We start from the raw sequence: 14,154 nt of genomic DNA, 5'->3' as shown, positions 1-14,154 counted from the left end.
CCCTGCCTCCCGAACTGGAAAGCCTGCGCGACGTTATTCGCCGGCATGAGCTGGATGCCCGCAAGGCACTGGGGCAGCACTTTTTGCTTGATCCCGGTATTACCGACCACATTGCCGCCCTCGCAGGCACACTGGACGGGCAACATGTTGTAGAGGTTGGTCCCGGCCCGGGCGGCCTGACACGCTCCCTGCTGGCAGCAGGGGCCAGCAGCGTGACCGCAGTGGAACTGGATAGCCGCGCTGTGGCGGTCATTCAGGAATTGGCCTGCTTCTACCCCGGTCGCCTGAGCGTGATAGAGGCTGACGCCCTTAAACAGGACCTGACAGGCGTTTGCCCTGCTCCCCGGCAGATTGTAGCCAACCTGCCCTACAATGTTGCCACCCCCCTGCTTATAGGGTGGTTACGGCAGGGCACGGCATGGGAACGACTGACCCTTATGTTCCAGCTGGAAGTTGCAGAGCGTATCTGTGCGGCACCCGATAGCGAACATTACGGCCGCCTCGCTGTTTTAAGCCAGTGGTGCGCAAAGTGCGCCGTAGTGATGACGCTCCCGCCGGGAGCCTTTACACCGCCTCCGACGGTCTGGTCTGCCGTAGCCAGCATTACGCCCCACCGCGAGCAACCTTCTCCCGCCCTGTTCAAAGCCATGGAGCGCGTTACTGCCGCAGCTTTTGGCCAAAGGCGCAAAATGCTGCGCGGTTCGCTCAAAAGCCTGAATGGCGCCAAACTTCTGGATGCCACCACTATAGACGGCACCCGCCGGGCCGAAACCCTGAGCGTTGCAGAGTTCGACCAACTGGCCCGCGCCCATCTGGCGCTGGGTTAGTTCGCGCCAGTCCTGCTCCGCTCTGCATCCACCATATAGTCACGGGTATAGGGCACCGCACTAATGGAAGGGGAAAGCTGCAACTGGAAGTTCATATGCCCCTGCACGCGGAAGGCAAGCTCGGCCGCGGCCAGATAGAACTCGAACATTCTGGCAAAGCGTTCGTCATACAGGACTACGGCTTCGGCACGACGAAGGGCGAAGCGCTCACGCCAGATGGCAATGGTCCTGGCGTAATGCAGGCGCAGGATTTCGCAATCCGTCACCCATAGCCCGGTCTGCTGCACGGCAGAAAAAACCTCGCTCAACGCAGGCGAATACCCACCGGGAAAAATATATTTGTTCATCCATGGGTTGGTCGTACCCGGCTCATCACTCCGGCCTATGGAGTGGATCAGCGCTATACCATCCGGGGTAAGGGCATTACGGATGGTCTCAAAAAACGCCTTGTAGTGCCCTACCCCCACATGCTCGAACATGCCAACCGAGACAATCCGATCAAACCTGCGCCTGAGGTGCCGGTAATCCAGCAGTTCAAAGCGCACCTGCTCTGCAAGCCCTGCATCCTTCGCACGCTGGCGTGCAAAAGCCAGTTGCTCTTCCGAAAGGGTAATCCCCGTAACAACGGCACCGTAATCTCTGGCAAGTGTCAGGGCCATGCCACCCCAGCCACAGCCTATATCCAGCACTTCCAGCCCGGGACGGTCCAGTTTGAGCTTGGCGGCAATATGGTGTTTTTTGGCTTCCTGTGCCTCGTCCAGCGTTTCTTTCCCCGTGGGGAAGTAAGCGCAGGAATACTGCCAGTCCTTATCCAGAAACAGCGCATACAGGCTGTTCCCCAGATCATAATGATGAGCCACATTCTGCCTGGAACGCGTGGTGGAATTGAACTGGATCCACCCGCGCCGCACGTAGCGCAATGCTGAGGAAAGCTGCTCGGCAAGATGCCCTGATGGGTTCATGGCATTCAGCATCAGCAGGTGCAGCAGGTCATACAGGGTGCAGTCCAGCGGCTCCATAAAGCCATCCATATAGGCTTCACCAAATGCCAGACCGGGGTTGAGCACAAGGGATTTAACCGCCGCTGCATTTTTCAAATGCACGCCTGCCTGCGGGCCGGGTTTTGCCCCTTGGTAAACATTGGTGGTTCCATCTGGCCACAACACGCGCAGGGAGCCAGATTCCACAAAATGCCGCAAAATCGGCCCCAGAACGCGCTTCATGCTCACGTTTTCCTATGCTTAAAAAAATATTAAGCAAATACATAGAACGAAACCGACAAACCGACAAAAAAAAAGGACCGGCCTAAGCCGATCCTTCTTTCACACTCTCGCAAAAGCGAAAAATCAGGCCGTTGCGTCCTGAGCTTCAACTTCTTCTGCGTCAGCAACGATTTCACCTTCAACAAAGGCTTCGTCACCAGCCAGAGTGGCTTCTTCTTCCACAGAGGTCGCTTCGCCACGTGCCTGACGTTCAGCTTCTTCCTGCGAACGGGCAACGTTAACGATAACCGACACAACAACTTCCGGGTGCAGGGCAACCTTGACCCCATAAAGCCCAAGGGACTTGATGGGATGCGCAAGGGAGACCTGCTGGCGGGAAATGGTAAAACCAGCTTCCGTCACGGACTGTGCCACGTCGCGGGTGCTCACGGAGCCATACAGGCTGCCGCTGTCACCGGCCTGACGGATCAGAACAACCGCCAGACCTTCCATCCGTTCGGACAGACGCTCTGCTTCTTCGCGGTTTTTGATGTTCTGTGCTTCAAGCTGTGCACGTTCACGATCAAAACGGGCACGGTTGGCTTCGTTTGCACGAATGGCCATGCCCTGCGGCAGCAGGTAGTTACGGGCATAACCCGGACGAACCTTTACCGCATCACCCATCTGCCCCAGATGCGCTACGCGCTGGAGCAGGATTACTTCTGTAGCAGCCATGGTTGTTCCCCTCAGCTTACAACGTAAGGAAGCAGAGCCAGGAAGCGGGCACGCTTGATAGCCTGTGCCAGTTCACGCTGCTTTTTTGCGGAAACCGCCGTAATGCGGCTCGGCACGATCTTTCCACGTTCGGAAAGGAAGCGGCTGAGCAGACGCACGTCCTTGTAGTCGATCTTCGGCGCGTTGGGGCCGGAGAACGGGCAGGACTTGCGACGACGGTAGAACGGACGGCGCGCGCCAACAGCCGGACGACGGGCGGCGGGATTGATTTCTGTGGTTTCAGACATCTGAATTACTCCGCTGCGTTATCTGGCTGGTCAGCAATCCGGTCGTCGCCACCGCGACGGCCACCACGACCGCTTTCAAAACGACCACCGGCTGGCTTGGCGCCACCACGGAAGCTGCCGCGTTCGCCACGGTCTTCGCCCTTGCGGGACAGAACGGGGGACGGTGCTTCGTCAATTTCATCCACCCGCAGCGTCAGCAGACGCAGGATGTCTTCATTGAGGGACAGCTGGCGTTCAATTTCCTTGAGCAGCTCGGAGCGCACTTCCAGACCCAGAAGAGCGTAATGGCCCTTGCGGTTCTTTTTGATGCGGTATGCAAGGCTGCGCAGGCCCCAGTATTCACGCTTGCGAACGGCACCGCCGTCTGCTTCGATCTGAGCGGCAATGCCGTCCAGAATAGCGTCCACCTGCTGCTGAGAAATATCGTTACGTGCAATAAGCACGCTTTCGTAAAGTGGCATGTTTGCTCCCTTCGGATACAATCAACCCACCCGCGCCGAACCCTTTCAGCAACGGTGCTTCTGGACAGGCCAGAAAGCGAGGGTATAGCCGGACCAATGCCTGAGCCCGGCAGGGAAAGGGAATGTCAACCACACCCAGTCCGAAAATGCAAGATATTTAGCAGCGCAGATGCACAGGAATATCCAGCCCGAGGCGGTCTGGCACATCCCATTCCTCATCCACGCGCCGGATCACCTCAAACCCCATCTGCCTGTATAGCGGCAGGGCGCGGGGATGATCTGCCGTGCAGGTGTTGACCCGCACACTCTGCGGACCATAAGCCCATGCCCAGCGCAGAACCCCATCCAGAAAAGCGCGGCCAACGCCCTGCCCTATGGCTTCAGGCAGAAGCCCGAAATAAGCCAGATTGATATTCTGCGGGTCACCCAGATTGAGTTCATAAAAACCGCGGATATGCTCATGCTCACGCAGCAGGCCAACTTTTATGGGGGCTGTACCCAGCAGATGGGCCAGTGCCTTGTCCGACAGAACCTGTCGCATCCACCAGCAGCAGTTTCGCCCCACACCAAAATGCAGGGTACGGTACTGGGGCAAGGACAGGCGCACGTCATCTTCAAGCACCCAGCCCGGCGGCAAGACCAGAGCAGGTGTTACCGGGGGCCGGTCCATACGCATGAAGGTGACCTGCACCTGCATGCGCGTGACCGGTTCCACAAACCCCAGATCAGTTATCATCCAGGAAGGAACGCAGCTTGCGGCTCCGGCTGGGGTGCTTGAGCTTACGCAGCGCCTTGGCCTCGATCTGGCGAATACGCTCACGGGTCACGTTAAACTGCTGACCCACCTCTTCAAGCGTATGGTCGGTGTTCATGCCAATACCAAAGCGCATGCGCAACACACGCTCTTCACGCGGGGTAAGGGAGGCCAGAACGCGGGTTGTTGCCTCGCGCAGGTTGGTCTGGATGGCCGCGTCTAGCGGAATAACAGCCGATTTATCTTCGATAAAGTCCCCAAGGTGGCTGTCTTCCTCATCCCCGATCGGAGTTTCGAGGGAGATTGGCTCCTTGGCGATTTTGAGCACCTTGCGCACTTTTTCCAGCGGCATGCCAAGCTTTTCGGCCAGCTCTTCCGGTGCGGGTTCACGTCCGATTTCATGCAGCATCTGGCGCGAGGTACGCACCAGCTTGTTGATGGTCTCGATCATATGCACAGGAATACGGATGGTCCGCGCCTGATCCGCAATGGAGCGGGTAATCGCCTGCCTGATCCACCACGTAGCATAGGTGGAAAACTTGTACCCACGGCGGTATTCGAATTTGTCTACCGCCTTCATCAGGCCGATATTGCCTTCCTGAATCAGGTCAAGGAACTGAAGACCACGATTGGTGTATTTTTTGGCAATGGAAATAACCAGCCGCAGGTTGGCCTCGATCATTTCCTTTTTGGCACGTGCGGAATCCCGCTCGCCACGGGCGACCGTTGCGTATACGCGCCGGAACTCACCAATCGGCAGGCCGGTTTCCTGCGCCAGACCTGCCACGCTGTTCCGCAGATCAACAACCGCTGGCGCGTGCTTGGCCACAAAGTTCTTCCATGACCGGCCCGGCAGGGCCGCTGCCATGTCCATCCAGCCCGGGTCCAGCTCGCGGCCACGGTATTTTATCAAGAAGTCATCGCGGGAGACACGGCAGCTTTCGGCCAGACGCAGCATGCGCCCTTCCAGCACGTTCAGGCGCTGGAACATCTGCTTGAGCTGGGCCACCAGATCTTCGATCCGGTTGTTGTGCAGATGAACCTGCTCAACTTTGCTGACCAGCTGGTCGCGCAATGCGATATAATTGTCCTCGAACGCATCATCCACATCCTCACCGGATGTCAGGGCTTCAATCCGATGAACCTGCAATTTGCGCAGGGCTTCATACAGGGGTTCGATTTCAGCAAAATGGGCCAGAATTTCAGGCTTGAGTTTTTCTTCCAGCGCGGAAAGCGACAGGCCGCTGCCTTCACCCTCGATGTCGCCTTCGGATTCGCTATCTGCCTCTTCGGTCTCTTCTGTTTCGGATTCGGCAAAGGCTTCGCCTTCAGCCCCCTCCGCCCCTTCTTCCATCGGGCCGCCGCTCTGCATGGCCTCAAGGTCCACAATGTCACGCAGCAGCATTTCATTGCTCAGGATTTTTTCGTGCCAGGAGATAATGGCGCGGAAGGTCAGCGGGCTTTCGCACAGACCGCCGATCATCTCATCACGGCCTGCTTCGATCCGTTTTGCAATGGCGATTTCGCCTTCGCGGGAGAGCAGTTCGACCGTACCCATCTCGCGCAGGTACATCCGGACGGGATCATCCGTGCGGCCTGCGCTTTCGTTCACATTCCCTGCGGCCGGGCCTTCTGCATCCGCCTCGGCTTCGGGCTCTTCCTCATCCGATTCTTCATCGTCTTCGGCAGGCTTCTGGGCGTCGCCTTCTTCGCTCTCTTCGCTTTCGACCACCTGAATGCCCATTTCGGACAGGACGGCCATAATGTCCTCGATCTGTTCGGAGGACATTTTATCCTGCGGCAGAACGGCATTCAGCTCATCAAACGTGATGCATCCCCGCTCGCGCCCTTTTGCGATCAGCTTTTTGACCGCGGATGACTGTGTATCCAACAGGCTGGAATCACCGTCCTGTTCCTGCGCTGCGTTCGTTGATGCCGTTTTTGTCGCCATGCCAGACCTGCTCCTCCCCCCATCTGTATCCCCGACAGAATACAGATCGACCAGTTTACCACACTACACTGTTCACGTTATTCGGGGCGGGCAGGACGTGGGATATACTGAGCGCGAAGTCAAGAGGAACACCCTCAGGAACATTCAGCCTCTGCTCAGATATCGGCCTCATCCAGTCCACCACGACGCAGGCGCTCCATGGCCTCCAGCCGCGCCTGCAATCTCTGCCATTGGCTGGTATCTCCCGTTTTTTCCAAACAAAAACGGGCCGCGTCGTCCATAACCTCACGTATGAAATGGTCACGGTACAACAAGCCGTAAAAATGCCACCATCGTGTTCTGGCAGCTACAATCTCCACATCCCCATGGCTCAGGCCCGCGCCATCAACACGCGTGAGCGGTGTCAGAGCGGCCTCCTGCCCATGCGCCTTCAGCCACGCCCGCAGATCGTCCTCCGTTTGGGGCAGACAACCATCAGCCGACAGATCCAGCAGCACACCACGCAATGGCGCAAAATCTACTGGTAAGTCAAGGCGGCACAAGGCTTCTTCCATTTCCGCCACCAGTTGCGGGTGCTCCACCAGCAACAGCAGCATCAGGCGCTGCAACTCCTGCGCCTGATCCAGATTAACCGTGTGCGAATCCTGCACGGCACCGGGGGCAGCAAAAGCGGACCTTCCTCCTCCGGGCTTCCCCCGCCCCTGCTGACGGAAGGTTGCAAAAAACCGGTCCAGCAATGTAGCGCGGTATTCCGAGGCCAGAGCCTTGTCCGGTATAAGGGCGGCAACATCACCCAGCCTGCGCCGCAGCGCGGCGCGCTCCTCCGGCCCCGGATTGGCAATCCCGGCCGCCAGCAGATCAAACAGCACACTGGACAAGGGAGAAGCCCCGGCAAAAAATTCCGCCACAAAGGCAGCGCCACGCTGGCGGACCAGACTATCGGGGTCCTCTCCGTCGGGCAGCAGGCAGATGCGCAGCGTGTGGTCGGGGGCAAGCAGGGGCAAGCCTGTTTCCGCCGCCTTTACAGCGGCCCGCCTGCCCGCGCCATCACCATCAAAACACAATATGGGGGCACGATCGACCTGCCACAGCACTTCCATCTGCTCAGGTGTCAGGGCTGTGCCCAGAGGAGCCACAGCCCCCGTAAATCCTGCCTGATGCAGGGCTATGACATCCATATACCCTTCCACCACAATCAGGTCCGGGGCCACAACGCCCTTTGGTCTTGGCGCACGCACCGCGGCCCGGGCGCGATCGAGCCCGAACAGCAGCCTGCGCTTGGAAAAAAGCGGGGTTTCCGGCCCGTTCAGGTATTTGGGCTGTCCATCCCCCAGAATACGCCCCCCGAAGGAGACCAGCCGCCCCTTACGGTCGCGGATGGGGAATGTCACGCGCCCCCAGAACAGCTCGCCCTTTGGCCTGCCATCTTCATCCACCCGCATCAGCCCGGCCTGAGCCATCTGTTCGGGCGTTATGCCCTGCGGAGCAAGCGCTTCCACCAGATTCCCACGTCCCGCACTGGCCCAGCCCAGCCCAAAAGCCGTTATGGTTTCACGCGTCAGGCCACGCCCGAGCAGGTAGTCCAGCCCTGCGCGCCCCTCGGGCCTGTACAGGGCGGCGGACCATACGGCCTGCGCAGCCTCCAGCACATCTTCGAGCGAGCGGACATGGGCCACCTCCTCACGCGTAGCGCGAGTGTCCTTTGGCACTTCCATCCCTGCGGCGGCGGACAGCTCCTCCACCGCCTCGGGGAAGTTCTTGCCCTCCATCTGCATGACAAAGGAGATAACATCCCCATGCACACCACAGCCAAAGCAATGGAAGTGGTCATCGTATACATAAAATGAGGGGGTTTTCTCCCCGTGGAAGGGGCAGCACCCCTTCCAGTTCCGTCCCGAACGCGCGAGTTTGACCCTGCGCCCGATCACGGAGCTTATGGGCGTACGGGCACGCAGTTCATCCAGAAAGTTGGAATCAATGGCCATGGGTGCCTATGCTGCTCCGTACCTTAACCCAGCAGCGCCTTTACGGCCGCACTTGCGCGACTCATATCCAGAGCAGCGCCAAACCGGCCTTTGAGCACACCCATGACCTTGCCCATATCCTTCATGGACGCAGCACCGGTGGAAGCAACAGCCTCGGCCACAGCGGCATTCAGGGTTGCATCATCCAGTTCAGGCGGCAGATAGCCACGGATTACGGCAATTTCAGCCTCTTCCTTATCTGCCAGTTCTGGGCGTGCGGCCTCCCGGTACAGGGTGGCGGATTCCGTGCGGGACTTGATCATACCGCGCAGGGCGGAAATACCTTCTTCCTCGCTCAGCCCTTCCTGCCCTTTTGCACGGCCTGCAATTTCCACATCCTTGAGCTTGGCCGTAACCATGCGAATGGTTGCAACGCGCGCGCTTTCGCCTGCCTTCATTGCGGTTTTCAGGTCTGCCATCAGGCTTTCACGAAGGGTCATGCTTCTTCTACGCTCCATATGGATTTATAATCGCCCCGCACCATATCACCCGGTACGGAAAAAAGCTTTACGGGAAAAAACTTCCCAACTCCCCGCAGGTTCGGCGTCTCCGGGTGGGAAATTTCTTCCCACCTCACGGACATGCTGCTAGAAGAACACTTCGGGAGGAACCATTTTGCCCATGCCCATGTCAATCGACTCCATTATAGCCCGCATTGGCGGAGCAGACGCCACAGCACGGCTGACCGGCGTTGGCACCGAGGCCATTCGCAAATGGCGGCAGGCGCAGGCCATTCCCTCCCGCCATTGGCCAGCCATTGCGCAGGCTACAGGTCTTTCCCTTCAGGACCTCCAGCCCACACCCGCAGTTACAGACAGACCCTCCCCCCTTGCGGGAGGCAGCCAGACAGGATCATCCATGCCTCAAGCCCGCCCGGATGGCGCAACCGCCGCTCTTGTTCTCGCAGATGGCAGCGTATTGTGGGGGAAAGGCTTTGGCGCCTTCACACCCAAGCCCGCCATTGGGGAAATCTGCTTTTCCACCGGCATGACCGGGTATCAGGAAACCCTGACCGACCCCTCCTTTGCAGGGCAGATCATTACCTTCACCTTCCCGCATATCGGCAATGTCGGCACGAATGCACTGGATGATGAGGCCGTGCGTCCCGCAGCCCTTGGGCTTGTGGTCAAGGAAGAGCCGACCGAGCAGGCCAACTGGCGCGCAACCAGCAGCCTGGATGCATGGCTCAAGCAGCACGGCACCCCCGGCATTGCAGGCGTGGACACCCGCAGCCTGACCCTGAAAATCCGTGATGGCGGCGCACAGACCGCAGCCCTTGTGTTCCCCGCCGATGGCAGGTTCGATCTGGACGCCATTGCCGCAGAGGTTGCCGCATGGCCGGGGCTGGAAGGCATGGACCTCGCCAAGGAAGTAACCTGTGCAGCCCCCTATGACTGGTCCGAGGGCGTATGGTCATGGCCTGATAACACCGCCGCCCCCACTGGCAGGCGCCGCAAGGTTGTAGCGGTGGATTACGGGGCAAAACGCAACATTCTGCGCTGCCTTGTCAGCGCTGGCTGCGACGTGACCGTAGTACCCGCCACCACCACGGGAGAGCAGATACTCGCCCTCAAGCCCGAAGGCGTGTTCCTCTCCAACGGTCCGGGTGACCCGGCCGCTACCGCCACCTACGCCGTGCCCGCCATCCGCTCCGTGCTGGAAGCAGGCATACCGCTGTTTGGCATCTGCCTTGGGCACCAGTTGCTCGCACAGGCTCTTGGGGCCAAAACCTACAAGATGGAACGCGGCCATCGCGGCGCCAACCAGCCCGTGCAGGACCTGGCAACAGGCAAGGTGGAAATTACCAGCCAGAACCACGGCTTTGCCGTGGATGCCAAAACCCTGCCTGACAACGCGCATGTCACCCATGTCAGCCTGTTTGATGGCTCGAACGAGGGGCTGGCATCGGACAGGTACGCAGCCTTCTCCGTACAGTACCACCCCGAGGCAAGCCCCGGCCCGTCGGACAGTTTTTATCTGTTTGAACGGTTTGTCACCCTGATCGACACCAACGGCGTCAAGCACTAACAGGACCGAACGCATCATGCCCAAACGGACAGACATCCGCTCCATCCTCATCATCGGCGCCGGTCCCATTGTTATCGGTCAGGCGTGCGAGTTCGATTATTCCGGCGCACAGGCCTGCAAAGCCCTGCGGGAAGAAGGCTACCGGGTTATTCTGGTCAACTCCAACCCCGCCACCATCATGACCGACCCCGGCCTTGCGGACGCCACCTATGTGGAACCCATTACGCCAGAAGTGGTCGAGCGCATTATCCTCAAGGAAAAGCCCGATGCGGTCCTGCCCACCATGGGCGGGCAGACGGCCCTGAACACAGCCATGGCGCTGCATGCTTCGGGTTTTCTGGACAAGCACAATGTTGAGCTGATCGGCGCCAAGGCCGACGTGATCGACCGCGCGGAAGATCGCCAGAAGTTCCGTGAGACCATGGACGCCATTGGCATTGAAAGCCCGCGCAGCTTTATTGCCCACACGCTGGCCGAAGCGCACGAAGCGCTCAAGCAGATTGGCTTCCCCACCATTATCCGCCCGTCCTTTACCATGGGTGGCTCGGGCGGTGGCATTGCCTATAACCGTGAGGAGTTCGAGCGGATCATCCTCTCGGGGCTGGATGCCTCCCCCACCACGGAAGTACTGGTTGAAGAGTCCGTTCTGGGCTGGAAAGAGTACGAAATGGAAGTTGTGCGCGACACGGCGGACAACTGCATTATCATCTGCTCGATCGAAAACATCGACCCCATGGGCATCCACACGGGTGACTCCATTACCGTAGCCCCTGCCCTTACACTGACCGACAGGGAATACCAGCGTATGCGCGACGCCTCTCTGGCCTGCCTGCGCGCCATTGGGGTGGAAACCGGCGGCTCCAACGTGCAGTTCGGCATAAACCCCGCCGATGGCCGCATGGTGGTGATCGAGATGAACCCCCGTGTCTCCCGCTCCTCGGCCCTTGCCTCCAAGGCCACGGGTTTCCCCATTGCCAAGGTCGCAGCCAAGCTGGCCGTGGGTTACACGCTGGATGAGCTGAAAAACGACATCACGCGCACAACCCCCGCCTCCTTCGAGCCGACCATTGACTATGTTGTGGTCAAGATTCCGCGCTTTACATTTGAAAAATTCCCCGGTGCACCGGCCCTGCTCTCCACCTCCATGAAGTCGGTCGGGGAAGCCATGGCCATTGGTCGCTCCTTCCCCGAAGCACTCCAGAAGGGTCTGCGTTCGATGGAAACCGGGCTGCATGGACTGGACCCGGTGGAAGCCCCTGGCGATGGGGGAGAAGACGCCTTCCGCGCAGCACTCTCCCAGCCGCGGCCGGAGCGTATTCTCATGGCGGCACAGGCACTGCGGGCTGGCCTGTCGGTTGAGGCCATTCACGAAGCCTGCAAATTTGAACCATGGTTCCTGCGCGAGATGGAAAAAATTATCCGCGCAGAACGGGAAGTTGAACACCACGGTCTGCCAAAAGATGCGCAGAACCTGCGCCGCCTGAAAGCCCTCGGCTTTTCCGATGTGCAGCTCTCCCGCCTGTCAGGCACACAGCCAGAGGAAGTGGAGCAGCTCCGCACAAAAGCGGGCGTAACACCCGTTTACCGCCGGATTGATACCTGCGCGGGTGAGTTCGCCTCCGCAACGCCTTACATGTATTCCAGCTACGAAGGGCATTTTGCTCCTCCAACCTGTGAATCCAACCCGACGGACCGCGAAAAAATCATTATTCTCGGCGGTGGCCCCAACCGTATCGGTCAGGGTATCGAGTTCGACTACTGCTGCGTGCATGCCGCCTACGCCCTGCGCGAAGCGGGGTATGAGACCATTATGGTCAACTGCAACCCCGAGACGGTCTCCACCGATTACGACACCTCCGACCGCCTGTATTTTGAACCCCTGACCGCCGAAGACGTCATCGCCCTGATCCGTTGCGAACAGCGTAATGGCACGGTCAAAGGCTGCATTGTGCAGTATGGTGGACAAACCCCGCTCAAACTCTCCCGCGCACTGGAAGCTGCTGGCATTCCGCTGCTGGGGACGCCAGCAGATGCCATTGACCGTGCGGAAGACCGCGAGCGCTTCCAGACCATGCTGCACACGCTTGGCCTGCGCCAGCCCGAAAACGGCATTGCCCGCAGCCCCGAAGAAGCCGAAGCCGTTGCCGAGCGCGTAGGGTACCCTGTGGTTGTCCGCCCGTCCTACGTGCTGGGTGGCCGGGCGATGGAAATTGTGTACGACCGCGCCTCCCTCCAGCGTTACATGCGTGACGTCCTGCGGGTTGCCGGGCACGAAATTTCCTCCGGCCCCATTCTGCTCGACCGCTACCTGAACGAAGCGATTGAAGCGGATGTGGACTGCATTGCCGATGGTACGGACGTGTACGTGGCCGGTGTTATGGAACACATCGAGGAAGCGGGCATTCACTCGGGCGACAGCGCCTGCGCCCTTCCACCTTACACCCTCTCCCCCGCCATTGTGACCGAACTCAAGGCGCAGACGGAAGCCATGGCCCGTGAGCTTGGCATTGTGGGGCTGATGAACGTCCAGTATGCCATCAAGGATCAGGAGATCTTTGTACTCGAGGTCAATCCGCGCGCCTCACGCACCGTGCCGTTTGTGGCCAAGGCCACGGGTGTGCCCGTTGCCAAGATTGGCGCACGGGTCATGGCGGGTAGCAAGCTGAATACCTTTAATCTGGACGACCGGGCCGTGGTGCCGCATGTAGCCGTCAAGGAAGCCGTGTTCCCCTTCAACCGCTTTGCGGAGGTGGATACCATTCTTGGGCCGGAAATGCGCTCCACGGGTGAAGTCATGGGGCTGGATACATCGTTCGAACGGGCCTTTGCCAAGTCCCAGCTTGGGGCTGGCGTGCGCCTGCCCATGAGCGGCACGGTGTTCCTGTCCGTGCGTGAAAGCGACAAGCCACAACTGCCACCTCTTGGCCGCCTGCTGGCGTCCATGGGCTTCAAGATCGTGGCCACACGGGGCACGGCGCGCAAGCTCCGTGAATCCGGTATCGAGGTCAGCGTGGTCAACAAGGTGCTCGAAGGCCGCCCGCACTGCGTGGATGCCATCCGCTCGGGCGAGGTGCAGATGGTCATCAATACAGCACAGGGGGCGCAGTCGGTGGCAGACAGTTTTGACATCCGCCGTTCGGCCCTTGTACTGGGCATTCCGCACTACACCACCATGGCTGGCGCGCGCGCGGCAATCCATGCGATTGCGGCAATGCGTGAAGGACCGCTTGATGTTGCGCCACTTCAGTCATACTTTAGCGGTTCGTTCTGAGCGCACGGGATAGCCTGAAGGGCTGCCCCATCCGTTCGCCGGGCCAAACCCCACGAGTGTGAGGCGTCACCCGACGCGATTATTGTGTAACTACTGCGCCGGGCCGGCAGGTCCGGCAGCTTTTATTCTGGGGACACGTCTTGCAGAAAACTCCAATGACGGGCAAGGGTCTGCTTCAGCTTGAAGACGAACTGCGCAAGCTGAGATCAGAAGAACGCCCAGCTGTTATCCGCGCCATTGCGGAAGCCCGCAGCCATGGCGACCTTTCGGAAAATGCTGAATACCATGCTGCGCGCGAACGCCAGTCCTTTATTGAAGGCCGTATTCAGGAACTGGAAGAGCTGATCTCCACCGCCGAGGTGATTGAGCCCTCTTCCCTCTCTGGCAGCCATATCAAGTTCGGTGCGACCGTGTGCCTTGTTGACGAAGATGCGGACAAGGAAATCACCTACCAGATCGTGGGCCTGCATGAGGCGGACATCAAACAGAGCAAGATTTCCATTTCCTCCCCGCTCGCCAAGTCACTGATTGGCAAGCAGGAAGGTGACACTGTTTCCGTACCCGCTCCTGGCGGAGACCGGACTTACGAAATCCTGTCCGTCAAATTTATCTGA

Annotated in this window: 12 protein-coding genes; 4 read left to right on the top strand and 8 right to left on the bottom strand. The window is 59.4% G+C overall.

The annotated features are described in order from the left end of the window. Positions 1 to 2 precede the first annotated feature (2 nt). Entirely contained in the window at positions 3 to 827 is an 825-nt protein-coding gene (gene rsmA, locus PY793_RS01765; protein WP_275176680.1) for a 16S rRNA (adenine(1518)-N(6)/adenine(1519)-N(6))-dimethyltransferase RsmA, read from the top strand. On the opposite strand, the gene PY793_RS01760 is transcribed toward rsmA, so the two are convergent. From PY793_RS01760 to PY793_RS01725, 8 genes are all read right to left on the bottom strand, one after another. Then, on the bottom strand, positions 824 to 2,050 hold the full coding sequence (locus PY793_RS01760) for a cyclopropane-fatty-acyl-phospholipid synthase (protein WP_275176395.1): 1,227 nt from the start codon (positions 2,048 to 2,050) through the stop codon (positions 824 to 826). The two genes, rsmA and PY793_RS01760, sit on opposite strands and share 4 nt — an antisense overlap. Before the next feature lie 123 nt (positions 2,051 to 2,173). Further along, positions 2,174 to 2,764, bottom strand: coding sequence for a 50S ribosomal protein L9 (gene rplI, locus PY793_RS01755; RefSeq protein ID WP_275176394.1), 591 nt, complete (start codon positions 2,762 to 2,764; stop codon positions 2,174 to 2,176). An 11-nt stretch (positions 2,765 to 2,775) separates the two neighbouring features. Then, on the bottom strand, positions 2,776 to 3,051 hold the full coding sequence (rpsR, locus tag PY793_RS01750; protein WP_025827191.1) for a 30S ribosomal protein S18: 276 nt from the start codon (positions 3,049 to 3,051) through the stop codon (positions 2,776 to 2,778). Between the two features lie 5 nt (positions 3,052 to 3,056). Beyond that, a complete protein-coding gene (gene rpsF, locus PY793_RS01745) occupies positions 3,057 to 3,512 on the bottom strand; it encodes a 30S ribosomal protein S6 (protein WP_275176393.1) in 456 nt (151 codons plus the stop codon). 157 nt (positions 3,513 to 3,669) lie between these two features. Continuing rightward, positions 3,670 to 4,248 carry a GNAT family N-acetyltransferase gene (locus tag PY793_RS01740; protein WP_275176392.1) on the bottom strand — a complete coding sequence of 193 codons (579 nt, stop codon included), beginning with the start codon at positions 4,246 to 4,248 and terminating at the stop codon, positions 3,670 to 3,672. Further along, on the bottom strand, positions 4,238 to 6,217 hold the full coding sequence (gene rpoD / locus PY793_RS01735; protein WP_275176391.1) for an RNA polymerase sigma factor RpoD: 1,980 nt from the start codon (positions 6,215 to 6,217) through the stop codon (positions 4,238 to 4,240). The genes PY793_RS01740 and rpoD overlap by 11 nt, the downstream gene beginning before the upstream one ends. Before the next feature lie 155 nt (positions 6,218 to 6,372). Next, positions 6,373 to 8,202, bottom strand: a complete 1,830-nt coding sequence (gene dnaG / locus PY793_RS01730) for a DNA primase (RefSeq protein WP_275176390.1) — start codon at positions 8,200 to 8,202, stop codon at positions 6,373 to 6,375. Between the two features lie 23 nt (positions 8,203 to 8,225). Further along, entirely contained in the window at positions 8,226 to 8,681 is a 456-nt protein-coding gene (locus PY793_RS01725; protein WP_275176389.1) for a GatB/YqeY domain-containing protein, read from the bottom strand. Positions 8,682 to 8,862: 181 nt separating this feature from the next. Between PY793_RS01725 and carA the strand changes: the two genes are divergently transcribed. The 3 genes from carA to greA all read left to right on the top strand — a co-directional run bounded on the left by carA (position 8,863) and on the right by greA (position 14,154). Beyond that, the gene (gene carA, locus PY793_RS01720; RefSeq protein ID WP_275176388.1) at positions 8,863 to 10,269 is read left to right on the top strand and encodes a glutamine-hydrolyzing carbamoyl-phosphate synthase small subunit; all 1,407 of its coding nucleotides are present in this window, start codon (positions 8,863 to 8,865) and stop codon (positions 10,267 to 10,269) included. Positions 10,270 to 10,285: 16 nt separating this feature from the next. Further along, positions 10,286 to 13,540 (top strand): carbamoyl-phosphate synthase large subunit, encoded by a 3,255-nt coding sequence (gene carB / locus PY793_RS01715; RefSeq protein ID WP_275176387.1) that lies wholly within the window; start codon positions 10,286 to 10,288, stop codon positions 13,538 to 13,540. Positions 13,541 to 13,680: 140 nt separating this feature from the next. Further along, positions 13,681 to 14,154: a transcription elongation factor GreA gene (gene greA, locus PY793_RS01710; RefSeq protein WP_275176386.1), complete on the top strand. Its 474-nt coding sequence runs from the start codon at positions 13,681 to 13,683 to the stop codon at positions 14,152 to 14,154.

Origin of the sequence: Acetobacter fabarum (assembly GCF_029069195.1) — a bacterium.
Taxonomy (GTDB): Bacteria; Pseudomonadota; Alphaproteobacteria; order Acetobacterales; family Acetobacteraceae; genus Acetobacter; species Acetobacter fabarum_A.
The sequence above is the reverse complement of the archived record's forward strand: the minus strand, read 5'-3'. Positions and strand labels throughout refer to the sequence as shown.

Bases quoted from the DNA above. Each gene is read 5' to 3' on its own strand.
- PY793_RS01760 (WP_275176395.1), bottom strand. From the start codon at position 2,050: ATGAAGCGCGTTCTGGGGCCGATTTTGCGGCATTTTGTGGAATCTGGC.
- rplI (WP_275176394.1), bottom strand. From the start codon at position 2,764: ATGGCTGCTACAGAAGTAATCCTGCTCCAGCGCGTAGCGCATCTGGGG.
- rpsR (WP_025827191.1), bottom strand. From the start codon at position 3,051: ATGTCTGAAACCACAGAAATCAATCCCGCCGCCCGTCGTCCGGCTGTT.
- rpsF (WP_275176393.1), bottom strand. From the start codon at position 3,512: ATGCCACTTTACGAAAGCGTGCTTATTGCACGTAACGATATTTCTCAG.
- PY793_RS01740 (WP_275176392.1), bottom strand. From the start codon at position 4,248: ATGATAACTGATCTGGGGTTTGTGGAACCGGTCACGCGCATGCAGGTG.
- rpoD (WP_275176391.1), bottom strand. From the start codon at position 6,217: ATGGCGACAAAAACGGCATCAACGAACGCAGCGCAGGAACAGGACGGT.
- dnaG (WP_275176390.1), bottom strand. From the start codon at position 8,202: ATGGCCATTGATTCCAACTTTCTGGATGAACTGCGTGCCCGTACGCCC.
- PY793_RS01725 (WP_275176389.1), bottom strand. From the start codon at position 8,681: ATGACCCTTCGTGAAAGCCTGATGGCAGACCTGAAAACCGCAATGAAG.
- carA (WP_275176388.1), top strand. From the start codon at position 8,863: ATGCCCATGTCAATCGACTCCATTATAGCCCGCATTGGCGGAGCAGAC.
- carB (WP_275176387.1), top strand. From the start codon at position 10,286: ATGCCCAAACGGACAGACATCCGCTCCATCCTCATCATCGGCGCCGGT.